The organism is Paenibacillus caseinilyticus, from assembly GCF_027533645.1.
GTDB classification, from domain to species: domain Bacteria; phylum Bacillota; class Bacilli; order Paenibacillales; family NBRC-103111; genus Paenibacillus_G; species Paenibacillus_G caseinilyticus.
Genome location: NZ_JAQAGY010000002.1, coordinates 35153 through 55989 on the forward strand (window position 1 = coordinate 35153; position 20837 = coordinate 55989).

15 protein-coding genes are annotated in these 20837 nt (G+C 60.8%); 12 read left to right on the forward strand and 3 right to left on the reverse strand.

Annotation, left to right across the window (positions count from 1 at the left end; translation table 11 throughout):
* Positions 1 to 201 precede the first annotated feature (201 nt).
* Genes O9H32_RS03065 through O9H32_RS03075 form a run of 3 tightly spaced genes read left to right on the forward strand, consistent with a single transcriptional unit; the run spans position 202 to position 1609 of the window.
* A complete protein-coding gene (locus O9H32_RS03065; protein WP_269864347.1) occupies positions 202 to 648 on the forward strand; it encodes a hypothetical protein in 447 nt (148 codons plus the stop codon).
* Between the two features lies 1 nt (position 649).
* Complete coding sequence (locus tag O9H32_RS03070) at positions 650 to 874, forward strand: helix-turn-helix transcriptional regulator (RefSeq protein ID WP_269864348.1); 225 nt, start codon at positions 650 to 652, stop codon at positions 872 to 874.
* A 27-nt stretch (positions 875 to 901) separates the two neighbouring features.
* Complete coding sequence (locus tag O9H32_RS03075) at positions 902 to 1609, forward strand: DUF4386 domain-containing protein (protein ID WP_269864349.1); 708 nt, start codon at positions 902 to 904, stop codon at positions 1607 to 1609.
* A 192-nt stretch (positions 1610 to 1801) separates the two neighbouring features.
* On the opposite strand, the gene O9H32_RS03080 is transcribed toward O9H32_RS03075, so the two are convergent.
* Both O9H32_RS03080 and O9H32_RS03085 read right to left on the reverse strand, forming a co-directional pair.
* Positions 1802 to 1897: a YjcZ family sporulation protein gene (locus O9H32_RS03080; RefSeq protein ID WP_269864350.1), complete on the reverse strand. Its 96-nt coding sequence runs from the start codon at positions 1895 to 1897 to the stop codon at positions 1802 to 1804.
* A 220-nt stretch (positions 1898 to 2117) separates the two neighbouring features.
* Complete coding sequence (locus O9H32_RS03085) at positions 2118 to 3743, reverse strand: sigma-54 interaction domain-containing protein (protein ID WP_269864351.1); 1626 nt, start codon at positions 3741 to 3743, stop codon at positions 2118 to 2120.
* Positions 3744 to 4103: 360 nt separating this feature from the next.
* Here O9H32_RS03085 and O9H32_RS03090 point away from each other — a divergent pair, with 360 nt between their 5' ends.
* The 8 genes from O9H32_RS03090 to O9H32_RS03125 all read left to right on the forward strand — a co-directional run bounded on the left by O9H32_RS03090 (position 4104) and on the right by O9H32_RS03125 (position 16437).
* Complete coding sequence (locus tag O9H32_RS03090; RefSeq protein WP_269864352.1) at positions 4104 to 5312, forward strand: ornithine--oxo-acid transaminase; 1209 nt, start codon at positions 4104 to 4106, stop codon at positions 5310 to 5312.
* Between the two features lie 181 nt (positions 5313 to 5493).
* On the forward strand, positions 5494 to 6774 hold the full coding sequence (locus O9H32_RS03095) for a Glu/Leu/Phe/Val family dehydrogenase (RefSeq protein ID WP_269864353.1): 1281 nt from the start codon (positions 5494 to 5496) through the stop codon (positions 6772 to 6774).
* Positions 6775 to 6938: 164 nt separating this feature from the next.
* Positions 6939 to 8387 (forward strand): amino acid permease, encoded by a 1449-nt coding sequence (locus O9H32_RS03100; protein ID WP_269864354.1) that lies wholly within the window; start codon positions 6939 to 6941, stop codon positions 8385 to 8387.
* Positions 8388 to 8627: 240 nt separating this feature from the next.
* A complete protein-coding gene (locus O9H32_RS03105) occupies positions 8628 to 9512 on the forward strand; it encodes a LysR family transcriptional regulator (RefSeq protein WP_269864355.1) in 885 nt (294 codons plus the stop codon).
* 533 nt (positions 9513 to 10045) lie between these two features.
* Positions 10046 to 10966, forward strand: coding sequence for an arginase (gene rocF, locus O9H32_RS03110; protein ID WP_269864356.1), 921 nt, complete (start codon positions 10046 to 10048; stop codon positions 10964 to 10966).
* Positions 10967 to 11011: 45 nt separating this feature from the next.
* Positions 11012 to 11938, forward strand: coding sequence for an arginase (locus O9H32_RS03115; protein WP_269864357.1), 927 nt, complete (start codon positions 11012 to 11014; stop codon positions 11936 to 11938).
* A gap of 156 nt (positions 11939 to 12094) precedes the next feature.
* Positions 12095 to 15196, forward strand: coding sequence for an efflux RND transporter permease subunit (locus tag O9H32_RS03120; protein ID WP_269864358.1), 3102 nt, complete (start codon positions 12095 to 12097; stop codon positions 15194 to 15196).
* A gap of 242 nt (positions 15197 to 15438) precedes the next feature.
* The gene (locus O9H32_RS03125) at positions 15439 to 16437 is read left to right on the forward strand and encodes a pectinesterase family protein (protein ID WP_269864359.1); all 999 of its coding nucleotides are present in this window, start codon (positions 15439 to 15441) and stop codon (positions 16435 to 16437) included.
* 277 nt (positions 16438 to 16714) lie between these two features.
* Here the strand turns inward: O9H32_RS03125 and O9H32_RS03130 are convergent, their stop codons facing one another.
* Positions 16715 to 17911 (reverse strand): acyl-CoA dehydrogenase family protein, encoded by a 1197-nt coding sequence (locus O9H32_RS03130; RefSeq protein WP_269864360.1) that lies wholly within the window; start codon positions 17909 to 17911, stop codon positions 16715 to 16717.
* 295 nt (positions 17912 to 18206) lie between these two features.
* On the opposite strand from O9H32_RS03130, the gene O9H32_RS03135 reads away from it, so the two are divergent.
* Positions 18207 to 20729, forward strand: a complete 2523-nt coding sequence (locus O9H32_RS03135) for a transglycosylase domain-containing protein (RefSeq protein WP_269864361.1) — start codon at positions 18207 to 18209, stop codon at positions 20727 to 20729.
* Positions 20730 to 20837: the final 108 nt, after the last annotated feature.

Below are 20837 nucleotides of genomic sequence, written 5' to 3' on the forward strand. Positions count from 1 at the left end.
GGGTTCGGTTTAATCCAATCGAAACGATGAAGGAGCGATGCCCATGGCATACGGCTCCTTTTCTTTTTGCGCGGCCGCAGACGGCCTCCATTCGCATGAAAATGTGTGTATACTTTACTTGACATCATGAATGGTTTGAATTACATTATGTATATATTACCATTCATGATGTAAAGGTGAATACACAGGGGGTGTCACTTCTTGACTTACCAGGAAAAGAAAAGCATCGTATCGTTGATCAGCGCTGTGCTCATTTTCGTTTCTTATTGCTTGTACATGTACCCGCAGTTCCCCGCAGGGGGGCTGGAATCGGACGCAACCTTCCGCTATTGGGGGTCCTTCGTCCTCATCCTGACTTTGGTTTCCATCGCTGCGCACATCATGATCAGCATCGTTTTTAACATCGTCTTCAGAATAACGACGAGCGAGAAGGAACCGAGCTTCGAGGATGAACTCGACAAGCTGATTGGCTTGAAAGCGACGCGGAATTCTTTTTTTGTGTTCGTCGCAGGCTTTCTGCTCGCTATGGGATCGCTGGTCCTCGCCCAGCCGTCACAGCTGATGTTCATCGTCCTGATCGCTTCCGGATTCCTGTCGGATGTGACCGGCTCCATTACCAAACTGTATCACTACCGGAGAGGAGTATAAGATGGGCAGGAATCTTGTCGGCAATCACATCCGTAAATTACGGTTCAACCATGACGAAATGACCCAGCAGCAGTTGGCTGACAAGGTGGGGGTAACCAGGCAGACGATCGTGGCACTCGAGAAGGGAAACTACTCTCCATCGCTGGAGCTCGCCTTTCGGATTGCTCTCGCGTTCAACCTGCCGCTCGAAGAGGTATTTTTTTATGGGGAAAGTTCCCATCCGTAAAAAAACATGTACAGAGGGAGACAAAAAATGAACTCCAACCAAAGAGCTGCGAAACTGGTGGGCGTCCTGTTTATTATTGCAGCCGTTACGGCGGTCATGGGACTTCTCTTATACAATCCGATCCTGCAAGGTCCGGATTACTTGACTCAAGGCTCCGAACACGCGGGTCAGGTGATCCTCGGAGCGCTGATGGAGTTAATTCTTGTCGTATCCGCGGTCGGTACGGCAGCCACCATGTTCCCCATTCTTAGAAAGCATAATGAAACGATAGCGCTCTGGCATGTGTGCTTCCGGTTTCTTGAAGCGGTTGTCATTACGGTCGGTGTCATCAGCGTGCTGGCCTTATTGACCTTGAGCCGTGAGTTCACAGCAGCAGGAGCCCCGGACGCCGCCTCTTATTTGACTTCAGGTGCCGTACTGAAAGCAGTCCATGACTGGACATTTTTGCTCGGCCCCAATTTCATGCTGGGGATCAATACGATGATGTACAGTTATATCTTATATAAATCCAGGCTCGTACCGAGGTTTATCCCCATCTTGGGCATGACAGGGGCGGTTCTTGTTTTTAGCTGCTCCCTGCTGGTCATGTTCGGAGCTATCGAGCAACTGTCGGTGTGGGGCGCTGTGCTGGCGCTGCCCGTAGCTGCCAATGAGATGATTCTGGCCGTATGGCTCATTGTAAGAGGCTTCAATGAATCGGCACTTGTGCCCTCCATGCAGCTAAAGCATCGATAAGCCAAAAGGATCGATAAGACCAAACCAGCCCCTCCCGGCTGCAGCAGGCAGAGGGAAGGGCTGGCGCGGACAGTGGGATCAGCCATTCAAGCGTCGGCTGGTGAGACCGGGCGGCAGCGATTGCCCGCAATAGGTTTATTCGTCTGCAAGAACGAAGTAAAGCTCAAGCCTTGGGGCTTGAGCTTTAATCCCTTAAATCATCATGCCCGCCCCGAGAACGATGACCAGCAGAATGTAAAGAACCAGGATTGTTCCTGTGCTGGTGTAAAAGCCTTTAACACAACTCATGGTATTACCTCCCTTCGGAACCGATACGCTATTGTACGTATGGTTATGATAAAGTGCTTAGGCTATAACCATCATTGGGCGGTTATAATTTTTTTTATTGTGCTGTCATTGATCTATACACATCTCTAGATTCTGCGCTTTGGAAAAACGGAGAGCCCCGCTCTTCATCCGTGATGAAGGGCGGGGCTCTTTGGGTTCCCGTCCGGCGCCAGCCGGCGGATTACCTCAGCTTCAGCTTGCGCAGCCGGTACTGCAGGCTCTGCCGGCTGAGGCCGAGCTCCTTCGCGGCGCGGACGATGTTGCCGCCGTGATTCTCGACGGCCCTGCGCACGGCGTACGCCTCGAAGAGCTCAAGCTGCGCCCGGAGCGTCAGCCCTCCGGGCGCTTCGACCAGCGGCGCCAGCTCCGCCGGGAAGGCTGTGAAGGCAGGGGGTGGGGAAGGAGCCTCCGCCCCGGAGCCCCGGCTGCCGCCGGCCAAGGTACCGGGGGCGAGGCTGTCGGCCGCAGCACCGGTGCCGCCTGGGCCCCCCGGGGCAGCGCCGTTGCCCGCGACGCCCGGGTCCGCCGCAGCCTCGGTGCGCTGGCCTGAGCCGCCCGGGGCTGCGCCTGCGCTCACGCCCGCGGCTTGGCCCCCGCCCATGCGGGTCATCCGGCTCATCCGGCGGATCGGCAGGTGCGCCATCTCGATGACGGTCTCGTCGATGAGCAGGTTCATCGCCCCCTCGATCGTATGCTGCAGCTCCCGGACGTTCCCGGGCCATGAGTGCGAGAGGAAGAAGGCTTCCACCTCTTCGCTGATGCCTTCGACCTGCATCTGGAACAGGTCGTTGTACTTGCCGATGAAATGGCGGACGAGCGGCGCAATATCCTCGCGCCGCTCGCGGAGCGTCGGCAGCAGCAGCGTCACGACGCCGAGGCGGTAGTATAGATCCTCGCGCAGCCGCCCCTCGTCGATAGCGGTATCGGGGTGCTCGTTCATCGCCGCGAGAATGCGGACGTTCATGGTCCGCTCCCGCGTGTCGCCGAGCCGGCGGAACGAGCGCTCCTGCAGGACCCGCAGCAGCTTGGCCTGCAGCGGCATGGCGAGCGAATTGATCTCGTCGAGGAACAGGGTGCCGTTCTCGGCTTGTTCAAAGAGGCCTGGGCGCTCGACCGCTCCCGTGTACGCGCCCTTCGTCGTGCCGAAGAGGAGGCCTTCCACGAGATCCTCGGGCAGCGCGGCGCAGTTCTGGGAGATGAAGGGGCCGCCGGAGCGGGCGCTGGCCTGGTGAATCCCTTGGACGAACAGCTCCTTGCCCGTGCCGGTCTCGCCGACGACGAGCACGGAGGAAGCGGTGCGCGCGGCACGCTGGGCATACTGGATTACCCGCAGGAGCGCCTCGCTCCGGCCAATAATGCCCTCGAACGTGTAGAGGCCATTGCCGGTTTGCTGCCGCAGCAGATTCTCGCGCACGAGCCGCTCCATTTTGGTCACGTCGTTAGCGATTTCGATTGCCCCGATCAGGGTGCCGTTCTCCGTAATAGGGTACGTATTGTTAAGGGTTGTTATTTTTTTACCTTTTTGGTTAAAGTAGGTTTGGCGCACGTTCAGCGTGGGCCTGCCGCTTCGGACCGCCTGAAGCAGGGTGCTCTCCTGACCGCCGGGGAACTGGAACACCGATTCCAGGCTCTTGCCGAGGACATCCCCTTCCTCCATCGCTTCAAGCTCGGTCATCTTGCGGTTATAGAGGACGGAACGACCATGCCGGTCCACGACGTGGACGCCTTCGTTGATATGGTCGATCGCCTGTTTATAGTAGGAGAGAAGGCTCTCTTCCGTCTCCTTCTCCGGATGGTCAGCGCACATGGACCGATCCCCCTTTCTCTCGTGTCGATTGTAGCACGGGTACGGAAGGGGTGCCAAATTTTTATTCGCTGCCTGCCAAATGAGACAACGGGGTGCAAAAAAAATTGGCGTCATGCGGCAGCTGGGAGGGCGAAGTCACGGAAACATGCCTGCCCGGATAGGGGGAAGCGGGCCGAGAACCCCCTGGCAGATCGCCTGATCTTCAGCGGAACATCCTCCGTCCGCAAAAAGTCCGCAGCATTCGAATCAAGTTGGCACGGTTCTTGCTATATACATCAATGAAGGCCTTGAATCCCGATACCCGGGCACAGGGGTACTAGGTGCAGTTCTTCCAGATCCGATGACAGGAGGTCATTCATCATGACACAAACTACGAATATTATCGAGCAAACCGAGAGGTACGGCGCGCAGAATTACCGCCCGCTGCCGATCGTCATCTCCCATGCCGAAGGCGTGTGGGTGCACGATCCCGAGGGCGGCAAGTATATGGATATGCTCAGCGCTTATTCGGCGCTCAATCACGGACACCGCCACCCGAAGATTATCGGGGCGCTGAAGGACCAGGCGGACAAGGTGACGCTCACCTCCCGCGCGTTCTACAACGACCAGCTCGGCGTCTTCTACGAGAAGCTGTCCCGCCTGACGGGCAAGGACATGATTCTGCCGATGAATACGGGCGCGGAAGCGGTGGAGACCGCGCTCAAGGCCGTACGGCGCTGGGCTTATGACGTCAAGAAGGTGCCGGCGGACCAGGCCGAGATCATCGTCTGTGCGGGGAACTTCCACGGCCGCACGGTGACGATCACCTCGTTCTCCTCCGATGCGGAGTACCAGCGGGGCTTCGGACCGTTCACGCCGGGCTTCCGGAACGTGCCGTACGGGGACCTGGAAGCGCTGCGCGCGGCGATCACGCCGAATACGGCGGCCTTCCTCGTGGAGCCGATCCAGGGGGAGGCGGGCATCGTCATCCCGCAGGAAGGATTCCTCCGGGGGGCACGGCAGCTCTGCCGGGACCAGAACGTGCTGATGGTTGCCGATGAGATCCAGACCGGCTTCGGCCGCACGGGCAAGCTGTTCGCCTGCGACTGGGAAGACGTGCAGCCGGATGTCTACATCATGGGCAAGGCGCTCGGCGGCGGCGTGTTCCCGATCTCGGCGGTGGCCGGCGATGCGGGCATCCTCGGCGTATTCAATCCGGGCTCGCACGGCTCCACATTCGGGGGCAACCCGCTCGGCTGCGCCGTCGCGATCGCCGCGCTGGATGTCTTGGAAGAGGAGGAGCTGGTGCGCCGCTCCGCGGAGCTCGGAGCTTACTTTCTCGGGAAGCTGAAGGAGATAGCGAATCCCAAGATCAAAGAGATCCGCGGCCGCGGCTTGTTCATCGGCGTGGAGCTCACCGAGGCGGCGCGTCCTTACTGTGAACGGCTCAAGGAGCTCGGGCTGCTCTGCAAGGAGACGCACGATACGACGATCCGCTTCGCACCGCCGCTGACGATCACGCAGGAGAACCTGGATTGGGCGCTGGAGCGGATCCGGCAGGTGTTCGCCGGGGGGGAAGCAGCCGGCTGAGGCGCCGCCAAGCGGACAAATTGGACAAATCGGATTAATCGGCAGATTGGGGACGGGAACGCCAAATTTGAATGGCCGGCGGGGGAACCGGAGGGATGCCGATTTGCGTTCCGGGTTCTTGTTTCTTTTGGATGGGAATCGATGATCAAGCCAAGTATGGACGATAATGGGGGAGAAACGGATGAATACGGGAGTTACGGGAGCGAAGCAAAGCGGCTCGGGGGACAATGGGGATGTTCTTCAGCGGACGCAGGGCGTCATCAAGACGGCACTGGGGCATATGGGGTATGGCGAGGCGTTCTACGAGCTGCTGAAGGAACCGCTGCGGATGCTGACCGTCCGCATTCCGGTACGGATGGATGATGGCAGCGTCCAGGTGTTCACAGGCTATCGGGCGCAGCATAACGACGCGGTGGGACCGACCAAAGGGGGGATACGATTCCACCCCGCCGTCACAGCCGATGAAGTGAAAGCGCTCGCTTTGTGGATGAGCATCAAATGCGGCATCATGAACCTGCCCTACGGCGGCGGCAAAGGCGGCATCGAGTGCGATCCCCGGAGCATGTCCTTCGGCGAGCTGGAGCGGCTGAGCCGCGGCTACGTGCGGGCGGTCTCCCAGATTGTCGGACCGACGAAGGATATCCCGGCTCCGGACGTCTATACGAATTCGCAGATCATGGCGTGGATGATGGACGAATACAGCCGCATCCGCGAGTTCGATTCTCCGGGCTTCATCACCGGGAAGCCGCTGGTGCTTGGCGGTTCGGTGGGGCGCGAGTCCTCCACCGCCCGGGGCGTTGCGATCGCCGTGCGCGAAGCAGCCGGCGTGCTCGGCATGAACGTGGAGGGAGCTTCGGTGATCATCCAGGGCTTCGGCAACGCGGGGAGCTATCTCGCGAAGTTCATGGTGGATGCCGGGGCCAAGGTCGTCGGCATCTCCGATGCGCACGGCGCGCTGTATAACCCGAACGGCCTGCTGATCGACGAGCTGCTCGAGCGGCGCGACTCGTTCGGTGCGGTCACGAACCTGTTCCCGAACCGCATCTCGAATGCGGAGCTGCTGACGAAGGAGTGCGACATTCTGATCCCGGCGGCGATCGAGAACCAGCTCACGGAAGGGAACGCCCATGAGATCCAGGCGAAGATCGTCGTCGAAGCCGCGAACGGGCCGACGACGCAGGAAGCGACCGAGATCCTGACCTCGCGCGGCGTGCTGATCGTACCGGACGTGCTCGCGAACGCGGGCGGGGTCGTCGTATCCTATTTCGAATGGGTACAGAACAACCAGGGCTACTATTGGTCCCAGGAGGAAGTGGATGCGAGGCTGAACAAGCTCATCACGGAATCGTTCCACACCGTGTACGAGACGGCGCAGCTTAAGCAGGTGAACATGAGGCTCGCCGCGTACATCGTCGGGCTGCGCAAATTGGCCGAAGCCTCCAGGTTCCGGGGCTGGGTCTAGCCGGCTTGAAAATGAACCGGCAGTTTGATAGTATTGATTTTTTGCGAGCAGCGGGGAGGGGGCTCCCCTCCCGCCTGTACCCCGCATCTGCCCGAGATTTGCGCACGGCATCCGCCCGCCGGATGCGCGCGGGGGCGTTTATCCATCTGTGAGGAGTTGGATTCATGACGAAACACAACGGCTATCCTCAGTCCCAGCATGCAGCGGGACTGCAGCGTACCATGAAAAGCAGGCATCTGTATATGATCTCCCTTGGCGGCGTGATCGGGACAGGCCTGTTCATATCCTCCGGCTATACCATCAATCAAGCCGGACCAGGGGGAGCGCTTCTCGCCTACCTGGTCGGCGGCTTCATTATGTATCTGGTGATGATGTGTCTTGGCGAGCTGTCGGTGGCGATGCCGGTGACCGGCTCGTTCCAGACCTACGCTTCCAAGTATATCGGCCCCGGGACCGGCTTCACGATCGGCTGGCTGTACTGGCTCGGCTGGGTCGTGACGCTCGGCTCCGAGTTCACTGCAGCCGGGCTGATGATGAAGCGCTGGTTCCCCGGCATTCCGGTCTGGATCTGGTGTGTCTTCTTCGTCGTTCTCCTGTTCCTGCTCAACGCTATGTCCGCCAAGGCATATGCGGAGACGGAATATTGGCTAGCCAGCGTGAAGCTCGTCACCATCATTCTGTTCATCGGGCTCGGGGGAGCGGCGATGTTCGGCCTCATCCATCCGGCAGGGGCATCCGCTCCGATGCTGTCGAACTTCACGGGCGAAGGCGGGCTGTTCCCGAACGGCATCGGCGCCGTACTGTTCACGATGATTGCCGTGAACTTCTCATATCAAGGCAGCGAGCTCGTCGGCATTGCGGCGGGCGAGAGCGAAGAGCCGGAGAAGACGATTCCGCAGTCGATCAAGAACACCGTGTGGCGCGTCATTTTCTTCTTCGTCGCTTCGATCTTCATTGTGGCGGGACTCATCCCCTGGAAGGAAGCCGGAGTGGAGGAGAGCCCGTTCGTGATGGTCTTCGACCTCATCGGCATTCCCTACGCGGCCGATATCATGAATTTCGTCATTCTCTCGGCGCTGCTGTCGGTTGCGAACTCCGGGCTGTATGCCGCTTCGCGGATGCTCTGGGCGCTCTCCAGGGAGCAGATGGCACCGCCCTTCCTCGGCAAGCTGTCGGGAAGGGGCGTTCCCTTGAATGCGCTGCTCGTCAGTATCGGCGTGGCGTGTCTGTCGCTGCTGTCGAGCGTGTTCGCGCCGGATACGGTGTACCTCTGGCTCGTATCGATCGCAGGCTTGACCGCCATGCTGGTCTGGATGGGCATCGCCGCTTCGCAGTATATGTTCAGGAAGCGGTTCCTGCAGGAAGGCGGGAATGTGCGCGATCTGAAGTACCGGGTTCCCCTGTATCCGCTGGTGCCGATTCTGGCCTTCGTCTTATGTACCACGGCCTGCATCGCCCTGGCGTTTGACCCGGAGCAGCGGATGGCATTGTACTGCGGCGTTCCTTTTATTGTCGTGTGTTATGCGGTCTATCATCTGAAATACCGCAAGGAGCTATCCGTGCAGGCTTCCGCACAGGAGCGGGCAGCGCTGGATTCATTGCCCGAATCTTGAGGAGGATCTATAGAGACGTAGCAGGCGGCCGGAAGGGACAACCCTGCCGGCTGCTTTTGGCGTGTCTAATTCAGGAGGGGGGGGCAGCAACTTGTGCCTTGCCTAACGTTCCTAAGGTACCTTCAGGTACCTTCCTCCCGCCCATCCATGCTATAGTGGAAGGAGCAGAGGCGGACGGCTGCCCAACTCCACATCCACTCACCCGCTCCCGCCAATTTAACATGTAAGGACTGGACAGGCATGGATATCAAGCGATTGAAAACCTTCCAAGTCGCGGCAGACTGCCTCAATCTGACCAAAGCCGCCGCGCAGCTCGGCTATACGCAGCCTACGATCACGATACAGCTTCAGACTCTGGAGAACGAGCTGGGCTTCGCGCTCCTCGGCCGTGCAGGCAAGCAGACCTACCTGACCCCGCACGGCCAAATCGTCAAACAATATGCCGACCGCGTATTTGCTACGCTAAGCGAGATGGAGGAAGAGCTGCGCAAGCTGGACCGGCCGGGAGGTTCCCTGGTCGTTGCGGCGCCGGAATTGTACTGTTCCCATTATTTGACGGTGATTATGCACTCTTACATATCGGCCAATCCGCAGGTCAAGCTGCAGCTGTCCTCCTATGACAGCAACGAAGCGATGAAGAAAGTAGCCGCGCGCGAGGCCGATCTCGGTATCATTGCAGGCCCCTGCACTCTGCCGGGAGTCGAGTCCGTGCGGCTCGGTACGGAAGACGTCGTGCTCGTAACCACGAAGGAGCGCTACAAGTCCTTCGGCCGCGAGGAGGTGCTGCGGGTGGGGCCGCTTATCTCTTACAAAGCGGGCTCGAACCTGCAGAGTCTCGTCAATGAGTGCCTGGGGGAGATCGGCTACCGGCCGTCCTCCCTGGTGGAATGCCTCAGCGACGAGACAATCAAGCGGGCGGTCCTCCATCAGACCGGCGTGGCCCTCCTCGGCGCGGGACTGGTCCAGTCCGAGCTCCGCAAAGGGACTCTGGTGGAGCTGCACCGGTTCCCGGATAAGATCGAGACCTCGATGATCGTCCTCCACAGCCGGATGGACGAGATCAACATCCGCTCCTTCGCCGAGACGCTGACGGCATCTTGGCCGACGCTGGAGATGGAAGCGTAATGAGCCCGGCAATGGCCCGCCGCCAATCCAGTCGGGAGGGCCGCAGCCCATCGCCCGGCGCTTTCCGCCGAGGCGGTCCATAGCCCCGGACGCATAGGCACCGCTTGGCAGCCGCTCTCCTCGCAAGGAGCGGTTCTTTGCTTTGCCCGCATGCTGCAGCGGCGCCGGGGCCCGCGCTCCAGCCCGGTGTGCGGCACATGGGCGACTGCCCGCCACCCCCGGCGGCATGGGCCCTACGCTCCTGCCTGCCCCTCTGTGCGCTGAGAGCGGAGCCGCGTCCCGTACCGCCGCTGCCCGCTTCCGCTGCTTTCTTGCAACCGGGCACTGACGGAATTGCCGCTCTATACGCAATCGTCATTACATTTCTCAATAGTTACGATTGAGACATTCAATTTTTCGCCATCGGGGAAGTGTGGTACATTCGAAGAAAGAAGTAGAGAAGTAGAGAGGCCTTCTATACAGCCTCTCTTCCCCAACAACATTGCAACCGCTTACCGACTGAATACATTCGATAGTTAACGAGGGGTGCTCTTATGCTGATGAAGCTGGCAACGGACAAACGGGATATTTCACTGATCGGCGTTCCTCTTCAGCTTGGCGCAGACCGGGCCGGGGTGGACCTCGGGCCTCAAGCGATCCGGACCTCGAACCTCCGCGAGCGGCTGGAAGTGCTGGGCCACCGCGTACACGATAAAGGCGACATACACGTGAACCGCTTCCTGGATCCTTGTGCGCCCGGCGAGAAGCTGAAGTATCTGGCGGAGATCGCCCGCGTGAATGCGGACCTCGCGGAATGCGTCTCGGCGGAGATGGGCCAAGGAAACTTCCCGCTGGTTATTGGCGGCGATCACAGCGTGGCGATCGGGACGATCAAGGGCGTCCTGCATCATGTGAACAAACTGGGCGTAGTCTGGTTTGACGCACACCCGGACGTGAACACGGAAGAAACGACAGGCTCCGGCAACATCCACGGCATGTCTCTGGCCGTTCTGCTCGGGTATGGGCACAAGAGCCTCATCTCCATCGGCGGCGAGCACGCGCGGGTCCATCCGCGCAACGTCGTCATCATTGGAGCGCGGTCCATCGATCCCGGCGAGCGGGTCTTCCTGAGAGAGCAGGGCATCCGTGTCTTCACGATGCATGAGATCGACAAGTACGGCATGCGGGCCGTCATGGACGAAGCGATGGAGCGTGTCACGGACGGGACGGACGGCGTCCACCTCAGTCTCGACCTCGACGGAATGGATCCGCAGGAAGCGCCGGGGGTAGGCACGCCGGTCAGCGGCGGCATTACGTACCGGGAGAGCCATTATGCGATGGAGACTCTCTACGAGAGCGGCTCGCTCGTCTCTGCGGAGATTGTGGAGGTGAACCCGATGCTCGATGTCGGCAATAAGACTGCACGGGCCGCGGTAGAGCTGGCGGGCTCCGTATTCGGCGAGCGGATTCTGTAAGAACGGCCGGGAACGAGTAGGCAAGCGCGAAGGAGGAGAATACGCATGATGGAAGCGAGCGAGGCTCAGGAGAAGAAGACGACCGGGCGTTCGAGGGTGAACCTGATCAAGGTGCCCTTCGGACTCGGCGCAGGCCGTCCGGGAGAGGAGCAGGGACCCGACAGCATCACCAAGGCAGGCATCGGCCGCATGATCCGCAATCTCGGCAGGGAGCTGTCCGAAGAACAGGTGACCGGCATGTGGCTGAGGGAAGCCTCCTCGGAGCGTTCGTCCGCGGTGAAGAATCTCCGGGCCGTGCTCGAGATGAGCCTGCTTGTGGCACGGCGGGTGCAGCAGGCGGCCGAAGAGGGCGCGTTCCCGCTCGTGCTCGGAGGCGACCGCAGCGTCTCGATCGGCGCGGCGGCCGGCTTGGCGGAACGTTATGCGAACCCCGGACTGATCTGGTTCGATGCTCATGCGGGCCTGCTTACGGAGGAGACGGGTCCGACGGGAAGCGCGAACGAGATGGCCCTCTCGGCGATTCTCGGGAGAATGCCCTGGAAGATTCCGGGCCTCGGGCACATCCGCAAGGAGAAGGTCGTGCTCATAGGCACCCGCGAGGTGTATCCGCAAGAGAGGGAGTGGATCCTAGGGCAGGGCATCACCTGCTTCACGATGCACGAGATCGACCGGATGGGCATCCAGCGGGTCATCGAAGAAGCACGGAAGATCGCAGGAGCCGGGACCGACGGGCTCCATGTCAGCTTCGCTGCGGATACGCTCGATCCGCTTGAAGCGCCGGGCGTCGGCAGCCCGGTACCGGGCGGGCTGTTCTACCGGGAGGCGCACTTCGCGCTGGAGCTGCTGGCCGAGGGCGGAGAGGTGACTTCGATGGATGTCACCGGGGTGAATCCGCTTCTCGACGATCAGCGGAGAACGGGCCGGCTGCTGTCGGGGCTGGCCGCCTCGCTGCTCGGCAAACGAATTTTATAATCCAGGACATGGAACCGCAGGTGACCCCAAGAGGTCTGCCTGCGGTTTTTATATGGAAGAAGCGATGTAAAGAAACAGTAAATTCCATGGAAAATGAAGGGAAGATCCGCATGGCTTCGTCTAAGCTTTTAGGATATCAACTAAAGGAGCGGAGCAATGAACTTATTAACCCGATTTTCCATGAAGAACGTGACGGCCGTGCTGATCATCATCCTGCTGCTGTTCGGCGGGGGCGGCTATGCGGCCACGATGCTGAAGGCGGAACTCTATCCGGAAGTCTCCCTTCCGTATGTCCTGGTCTCGACCCAGTACAATGCCACGCCCAAGGACATTCTGGAGGGGATCACGAAGCCGCTGGAGAAAGCGGTGGCGGGTCTCGAGAATATCAAGTCGCTGAGGTCCGTCTCCAGCGACGGCTACTCTTCCCTAGAGATCGAGCTGGTGCACGGCAGCGATACCGACAAGGCGAAGGTGGACGTGGAAGGGCTCATCGCGAACGTCAAGCTGCCGAAGGGCGCGGAGAAGCCGAAGGTATCGACGTTCGGCATGTCGGCGATTCCCGAATACAAGCTCTCTGTATACGGGAAGGACGGGATGAACCAGCAGGAGCTCGATAAACTGTACAAGGATGTGTTCCTGCCGGCATTCAAGGCGGTCAAGGGTATCGACCACGTCGACTCCATCGGCAACCAGGAGGCGGTCCTGGACCTGAAGCTGGACGGGAACGCCATCAACGCGTACGGGCTGACGCCGGCCGAAGTGTCCCGGCGTATTCAATCGGCGATCCTCACGAGTCCGGTCGGGTCGGCGGATATCCAGGGCAACGACCAGATGGTGCGGGTGAAGAGCGATCTGAACTCGATCTACAGCCTGGAGAACATGAAGATGAAGACCGCCGGCGGGGAGACGCTGCTCCTCAAGAATATCGTCAAAGTGGAGGCGGTCACGGAGTCCAAATTCTTCTCCCGGATGAACGGCCAGCCGGCGATCGGCGTGATCCTGTACAAGACGATGGGCACGAACTCGGTCGAGTTCACCGAGGAGGCAGATGCCCTGATCGCCTCATGGAAGGCGGCGTACCCGAATGTCGAGTTCCGGTCAGTGGAGAAGAACTCGGATACCGTGAATGAATCGATCAACGGCATGGTCAAGGAGGGGGCGCTCGGAGCGCTGCTGGCTTCGGTCATGATCCTGATCTTCCTCCGGAATCTCCGGATGACGTTCATCGTTCTCGTCTCGATTCCTTTGTCGATCCTGATTACCCTGCTCGTCATGGCGCCTCTCGATATCTCGCTGAATATCATGACGCTAGGGGGCATGGCGATCGCCATCGGGCGTGTCGTCGACGATAGTATCGTCGTCATCGAGAACATCTACAGTGAGCTCGTGAAGACGCAGGAGCGGGGAGAGTCGGTAATCGCCGTCGCCACCGCCCAGGTAGCCTCGGCCATTACATCGTCGACGCTGACCACGGTGGGCGTTTTTGCGCCGATTGCTTTTGTCGGCGGACAGCTCGGAGACATGTTCAGTCCTTTTGCCATCACCTTGTCCGCGGCGCTGCTCTCCTCTCTGCTCGTGGCGGTCACCGTCATTCCGATGCTGGCGAAGCTGTTGGTGCTGCGTTCGAAGAAGCTGACCGTCCATGACGACACGCATGTCGGCCCGGTGGCTGGCAGCTACCTGAGGATGCTGAAGTGGTCGCTGAACAACCGGATCAAGACGATGCTGCTTGCCCTTCTCATCTTCGTCGTGGCGGTCGGCGGGTCGATTCCGTTCGTACCCTTCGAATTCATGCCGGCCAGCAATTCGGATAAGAAGATCTCGCTATGGATCAAACTGCCCGCGCAAACTTCCATGGAATCGAACGATCTCAAGGTGAAAGAGATCGAATCGATGATGAGGGAGACGAAGAATGCCGCGGACGAACCGGCCTTCGTGTATGTCCAATCGCTGATCGGTTATGCCGGCGGCGGCGAAAGGGTGGCATACCGCAGCGAGTTCAATGCGGAAGCTTCGGCCGGGACCAACGCTAAAGAGCTCCTGGAAGATATGAAGACCAAGGTGACGGAACTGCTGCCCAAAGGCTCGGAGGTGGGAGGGGCCATCGTCAGCGTAGCTGGCGGCGGCGGGAGCACGACGGACTTCTCCTACATGCTCCGCGGCGACGATGTGGATTCGCTCATCAAGGCAGCAGGGCTGGTCAAGGCGAAGATGAAGGAGATTCCGGAATTCCTAGATGTGAAGGACAGCCTCGAAGAATCGAAGAAGGAAGTGGAGATTGCGGTCGATCAGAACAAGGCCCGCCTGTACGACCTCTCTTCGGGCGAGATTATCGAGACGCTGAACTCGTGGCTCGGCGAAGAAGAGGTCGGCGATCTCAAATTCGATAACATTACTTTGAGCACGAAGATCTCGCTCGATAATGAATTCAAGGATTCCGTGGAAAAGATCGGCTCCCTGCAGCTCAAATCCCCTTCGGGGCAGACCCTCAGACTGAATGAGGTGGCGAAGCTCCGGCAGATCGAAGGTCCCGCTTCGATCCCTCGGGATCAACAGGAGCAGTACGTGAATGTGACCGCCAAGATCGACTCGAAGGATAAAGCGGGCGTCACGGCCCAAGCGACCGAGCTGCTCGGCACGCTCCAGCTGCCGGAAGGCGTGCATCCCCAGGTGAAGGGGGTGGCCGAGGACATCAACCGGGAATTCAAGAATATGTTCATGGCCATGGGGGCTTCCGTCTTCATTGTCTATCTGGTCATGGTGCTTGCGTTCGGCAACGGCAGTGCCCCCTTCGCGATTCTCTTCTCGCTGCCGCTTGCGGCGATCGGCGGCATGCTCGGCCTGCTCGTGACCGGAGAGTCGCTTAACTTGACGTCGCTCATCGGGTTCATGATGCTGATCGGCGTCGTCGTGACCAACGCGATCGTGCTCATTGACCGGGTGCAGCAGCTGAGGGAGGCGGGGGTGCCCGTACGCGAGGCGCTGATCAGCGCGGCGCATACCCGCCTGCGTCCCATCATCATGACAGCCGGCGCTACCGTCATCGCCCTGATGCCGCTGGCCCTCGGCTTATCCAAGGGAACCATTATCTCCAAGGGTCTTGCGGTGGTCGTGATTGGAGGATTGACGACCTCCACGCTGCTTACGCTGTTGGTCGTTCCGGTCGTGTACGAGATCATTGACCGGATCAACCAGCGCTTATTCAGAAGGAAAGCGGGAGCCGCGCAGGCGAAGGCCGCTCCGGCCGGGCAGTCTTAAGGCTGCCACGGCAGTGCCTATCGAATAGAAGAGGCAGTTCCGGGATAGGGTCCGGGGCTGCTTTTTTTATAGTGGCAGGCATGCTCTTAAGCTTAGCGGCGGAGATGGAACAGGCTCGGCGAAGAGCTGCAGCAGTGCGCCTGGGTGTGGTGCCCCGTAATCATGAGATCCGGACAAGCGGAGCCAATTCCTGCCCAAGGGGACAAGGGAGGGGGAAGAAGGGCGAGACCCTTTCCCTTATAATGAAGTCCATAGGGGATCCTGCTGCGCTTCATAGCGGAGCGGCAGGGTCTGAGGCGAAAGGGGAAACCGGACGGATGAGGCATATTACGGTGTCACAGGATGGACAAGGGGATTTCGAACGGATTGGCGAGGCGATCGAAGCGGTGCGCGTGCTGCCGCTGGAGCCTGTTACGATCTTCGTGAAGAATGGGGTGTACCGCGAGAAACTCTTGGTACCCGACACGAAGCCGGATATCTCCCTGATCGGGGAGAGCGCGGAAGGGACCGTGATCGCTTATGGCGATTATGCCCAGATGAAGGGGACGAACGGCAGCGAGCTGACCACATTCCGGACCGCGACCTTGAAGGTGGATGCGGATGATTTCCGCATGGAAAACGTGACGGTGCAGAATACGGCGGGCTATGGAGCGGCGATCGGACAAGCGGTGGCCCTGTATACGGCGGGTGATCGCCAGACGTACAGGAACGTCCGGCTGCTCGGCAACCAGGACACGCTCTATACGGGCCGGGGACGCCAGTATTTCGCAGGATGCTATATCGAGGGGCATGTCGATTATATCTTCGGCTCGGCGACCGTGCTGTTCGAAGGCTGCGAGATTCACAGCCTGCGCGGGGGGTTCATTACGGCGGCTTCCACGGCGGCACGCACCGAAGTCGGATACGTATTCCGAGGCTGCCGTCTGACCGGCCGGGCACCTGAGGGATCCGTCTACCTGGGCAGGCCATGGCGGCCCGCCGCCCACACGGTATTCATCGATACCTGGATGGGACCGCATATTCATAGGGACGGCTGGGACAACTGGAGCAGTCCGGACAATGAGCGTACCGCCCGCTACGGGGAGTTCGGGAGCACGGGACCGGGCGCGGCGCCGGAAGCCCGGGTAGCGTGGGCGGCGGCTCTGACGGAAGCCGAGGCGGTGTCGTTCGACGTGCGACGCGTACTGGGCGGCCCGGACGGCTGGAGTCCGGCGGGAGCGGGTGTGGAAGAGGGACGTTAGAGAGCGTGACAGCATGGTGCGGGACAGAGGCAAAAGACGACGGTGTCTTGCGTCCGATATTCGGACCCGCGCTGTGAGTGAAGGGCGCTGCCGCCGCCCCGTACCGACCGCCGCCCTTCACTTGCGGCGGAGGAAGGTGCAGCGCAATAAAAGTACGGCCATACGGAACACGCTGAGCCCCTCCCGGATAGGTGAAGGGCTTGGGTTGTTGCGCCCGGAACAGCAGATTTGCTGCCGAAACCGGGTTCATTCGTGTGCCGCCCGCGTAGTCCGGCGTTCATTCCACCATCTCCCGTGCCTCCCGTCCGGCAAGCGCCTGCCCGGCCAAATCTTCGATCACGGCATCCTCCATCGGCGGATTATGCAGGCCGGCGCGAACATCCCGGTACAGCCGCTCCAGCGGGCAGCTGCGCGAGAGGCTGGCCCCGCCCACGATACGCATCGCCAGATCCACGATACGGATGGCGCTGTTCACGGCGGTGATCTTGGCGAGGCCGAGCTCGCCCTTCAGCAGGGGGCGCAGGTCCGGAGCCTCGTCCCAGCGGCCTGCCGCCGAATAGAGCAGCGTACGCGCCTTCATCCACTCCGTCTCCATGTCGCCGATCTGCCGCCGAATATGCGGCAGATCCGAGATCGGTCCGCTGAGACTATTAGGGCGGTGGTGCAGCGCATAGTCGAGCGCGAAGTCCCTGGCCGCCCAGGCAATGCCGATATAGCAGGCGGGAATATGCAGGAGCCAGCCCGTATCGCCCGGTGGCCCCATCGCTGCCTGATGGGACAGGCGGATGACTTCCTGCTCCGGTACGAACACGCGGTCGAGCACGACGTCATGGCTTCCCGTAGCCCGCATGCCGAGCGTATTCCACGTTTCCTCCACGCGGACTCCGGGCCCCCGGCGCACGAAGAACACGCCGGTGTCATCCGTGCCGCTGACCGAAGCGGAGACGGTGAAATGCTCGAGGATCGGGCTCAGGGTGCTGAACGTTTTGCGTCCGCTGAGCACCCAGCCCCCGTCCGTCCGGCACGCCGTTGTAGCCGGTTTGCCGCCCCGGCTGGGACTGCCGGTCGAAGGCTCCGTCGCCAGATGGTTGATCAGCGCTCCGTTCTCCGCAACCTCCCGGCACATGGAGGCGTAGAGCCCTTCAGGCCAAGCGCCCGTACCGCGCAGTTGGAACAGCTGACCCAGATGCCAGCCTACCGCCAGCGCCGTAGATCCGTCCCCGCGGGCCAGCCGCTCCTGAGCCAGCACCAGCTCATATAAGGAAGCCTCTTCGCCGCCGTACTCTTCGGGAACCGTCAGCGCCAAATAACCGGCAGCCTGCAGATCCGCGAAGTTCTCGAAGGGGAAGCTCCCCTCCGCGTCATGCTTCGGCGCACGCTGCGCAAACAGCGCGGCCAATCGGTCCGACCGTGCGGCAATCGCCGCCTCCCGTTCGCTGCGTATCCATCGGTCCCGTATTCCTCTGTCTGGCATGGCCGGCGTACCCCTCCCGCTTCCCGGGATCCCGGCTCTCGAGCGGAGGCCGGGTCCGTTTTGTTCAAATCTAAGAATATATATCTCACCAGGTTCGATTCTGTAATCTCATATTTCTTATAAACGCGCATCGTCCTTTAATGGACGGCGAAGCCGTTTGTCTTGATTGTAGCACAGATCCGCCGGGCAGAGGACGGTTCCGTGCCCCCTGCGGGAAGCTTGATATCCCCGCTTGTTTCCCTCCTCGCTCCTTCGGGTAATAAGCCTGAAAAAAGGTAAGGACGGGGAATACAGCATGAATCCTTCTCAAAAGCCGGAAGAGCAGCCTAAGAAAAAAACGTCTCTTATAAAAACGATCCTGCTGGTCCTGGGGTCGGTGCTTGCCGTGGCATGCGTCGGCGGACTCGGCTGGGGCTATAAGACTTACCGGGATATGTACCGCAGTACGGACATTTCGCTGCTCGATAAGGAGCCGGCGCGGTCGACCTTTTTCTATGACCGCAGCGGCGCGGTGATGGCGGAGCTTACGAACGCGCGGATGGAGTATAGGCCCTTGAGCGAATTCCCTGCAACGCTGCTGGATGCCGTAACCGCCGTCGAAGATGCGCGGTTCTACGAGCACCATGGGCTGGATTACCAGGGGATTGCCCGTGCGCTCTACCAGAATCTGAAGTCCGGCCATACGGTGGAAGGCGGCAGCACGATTACACAACAGCTGGCCAAGACCATGCTGCTCAGCCCGGAGCAGACCTATGAGCGCAAACTGAAGGAAGCCGTGGCATCGCTGAAGATCGAACATACATACAGCAAGGACCAAATCATGGAGATGTATCTCAATCACATCTATTTCGGCGAAGGGGCCTGGGGGCTGCAGCGCGCTTCCGAAACGTACTTCGGCAAGGAGGCTTCCCAGCTGACCTTGTCCGAGAGCGCGCTGCTCGCCGGCATCCCTAAATCCCCCACGAATTATTCGCCTGTCGCGAGACCGGAGGCGTCCAAGGAGCGCCGGAATCTGGTTCTTTCCCTCATGGCTGAGCAGGGCAAGATTACGGCTGCGCAGCGTGACGAGGCTATGCGGGAAGAGATCAAGCTCGCTCCTCCTGCCGCACAGCAGACGGCCAGAATCTATCCTTCCTACATCGACCATGTCATTAACGAAGCTTCCCAAAAGTACGGCTTGACGGAGCAGCAGATTCTGTCCTCCGGACTGCATATCCATACGAATCTCGACCCCAAGGTACAGAAGGCGGCCGAAGAGGTGATGCGGAATCCGGAGTTCTTCCCCGAGGATGAGGGAGGTCTGCAGAGCGGCATTGTGCTCATGGAGCCGAAGAGTGGAGCGGTGCTCGGGATTGTAGGTTCCCGTAATCCCGAGCCCAAATTCCGGGAGTTCAACTATGCCACGCAGAACGAGCGCCAGCCCGGCTCGACGATCAAACCCCTGATTGTCTATGCGCCGGCACTGGCTGCGGGGTATGGACCGCGGGATCAGATCTACGATACCGAGACGGATTTTGGCGGCGGGTATACGCCTGCCAATTATAAGAAGCAGCTTCACGGCTGGGTCACGCTGGAGGAAGCGCTCGTGGAATCCTACAATATCCCGGCTGTCGCCATGCTGAAGGAGATCGGGATCGACCGGGGGCTGGACTTCGCGAAGAAGGCGGGACTGCCGATGCAGGAGGCGGACCGCACGCTCGGGATTGCGCTTGGCGGCATGAGCCAGGGCACGTCGCCGCTTCAGATGGCGCAGGCGTACACGATGTTCGCGAACGGCGGGAATCTGGCCAAGGCATATGCGATCCGCAAAATTACGGATGCGCAGGGCAAGCTCGTCGGCCAGGAGGTGCAGCCGGCGCTGGAGCCGATGCTGGATCCGAGCGCGGCGTATACGATGACGAAGATGCTCGAGAAGGTCGTGACGGAGGGCACCGGGCGCGCCGCAAGGATGGAGAGGCCGGTCGCAGGCAAGACGGGGACAACCCAGCTCCCGGACACGCCGGAATTCAAGGACCGCCGGGGCAACCAAATTGACGGCTCGAAGGACGCTTGGTTCGTCGGCTATACGCCTGAGATCGTGGCGGCCGTCTGGCTGGGCTACGAGAAGACGAACAAGGACCATTATTTGACGACCACCGGAGGCAAGTATCCCGCGTCCTTGTTCAAAGAGGTCGTGAGCCGCGCTCTGCTGGATGTGTCCGTGACGGCTTTCGAGAAGCCGGAGAAGTATAGAGCTTTCGCCGGGGGACGCAAACGGATCAACGGAGACAAAGCGCCAAGATATGGGGAGAAGTCCGGCGGCACCGAGCAGGCACAGACGGGAACGGCCGCCGCCGCACCGGGGCAGGAAGCTGCGGGAAGTACGGCACCGGCGGCTGCTGCCGCTCCCGGAGGGGCTCCTGCGGCCCAGCCGCAGGGCGAGCAAGGCCAAGCCCCGCCTGCCGGGGCGGACGCTGCCGGGGGACAGGCCGGCGGGCAGCCGGCGCCGGCAGGGCAGTCCGCTCCCGCTCCGCAGGGCGGCACGCCAAGCGGGAGCGCCCCGTCGGAGCCGGACACGGCAGCAGGCGGGGCGGCAGCAGGCGGCGGAGCGGAGGCGGGGGCGGGCGGCACCGGTGTGGCGGGCGGTGAGGCGCAGCCCGGCGGGAGTACGGCGCAGCCCGGGAGCGGAGCGGGGAGCGGCGCCACAGCGCAGCCGGGCGCAGATGAGCCGGCGGCGCAGACGGCGGGCAGCGGTAAGCCGGCAGAAGAGGCCGCAGGCCCGGCAGCAGGCGATGCGCAGGCGGACAAGCCGGCTGGAGCCGGGACGACGACGCCATAGGGCAGAAGCGCCAAGGCTGCGGGCGTCTGAGCCGGGGGCACGGCTGAGAATAGCGCCGGGCCGCCGGAGATTCAATCTTCTTGCTCCCATATCCCCACAACTGACACC

Bases quoted from the DNA above. Each gene is read 5' to 3' on its own strand.
- O9H32_RS03120 (WP_269864358.1), top strand. From the start codon at position 12,095: ATGAACTTATTAACCCGATTTTCCATGAAGAACGTGACGGCCGTGCTG.
- O9H32_RS03085 (WP_269864351.1), bottom strand. From the start codon at position 3,743: ATGTGCGCTGACCATCCGGAGAAGGAGACGGAAGAGAGCCTTCTCTCC.
- O9H32_RS03135 (WP_269864361.1), top strand. From the start codon at position 18,207: ATGAATCCTTCTCAAAAGCCGGAAGAGCAGCCTAAGAAAAAAACGTCT.
- O9H32_RS03095 (WP_269864353.1), top strand. From the start codon at position 5,494: ATGAATACGGGAGTTACGGGAGCGAAGCAAAGCGGCTCGGGGGACAAT.
- O9H32_RS03090 (WP_269864352.1), top strand. From the start codon at position 4,104: ATGACACAAACTACGAATATTATCGAGCAAACCGAGAGGTACGGCGCG.
- O9H32_RS03080 (WP_269864350.1), bottom strand. From the start codon at position 1,897: ATGAGTTGTGTTAAAGGCTTTTACACCAGCACAGGAACAATCCTGGTT.
- O9H32_RS03105 (WP_269864355.1), top strand. From the start codon at position 8,628: ATGGATATCAAGCGATTGAAAACCTTCCAAGTCGCGGCAGACTGCCTC.
- O9H32_RS03130 (WP_269864360.1), bottom strand. From the start codon at position 17,911: ATGCCAGACAGAGGAATACGGGACCGATGGATACGCAGCGAACGGGAG.
- O9H32_RS03075 (WP_269864349.1), top strand. From the start codon at position 902: ATGAACTCCAACCAAAGAGCTGCGAAACTGGTGGGCGTCCTGTTTATT.
- O9H32_RS03100 (WP_269864354.1), top strand. From the start codon at position 6,939: ATGACGAAACACAACGGCTATCCTCAGTCCCAGCATGCAGCGGGACTG.
- O9H32_RS03125 (WP_269864359.1), top strand. From the start codon at position 15,439: ATGAAGTCCATAGGGGATCCTGCTGCGCTTCATAGCGGAGCGGCAGGG.
- O9H32_RS03115 (WP_269864357.1), top strand. From the start codon at position 11,012: ATGATGGAAGCGAGCGAGGCTCAGGAGAAGAAGACGACCGGGCGTTCG.
- O9H32_RS03070 (WP_269864348.1), top strand. From the start codon at position 650: ATGGGCAGGAATCTTGTCGGCAATCACATCCGTAAATTACGGTTCAAC.
- rocF (WP_269864356.1), top strand. From the start codon at position 10,046: ATGCTGATGAAGCTGGCAACGGACAAACGGGATATTTCACTGATCGGC.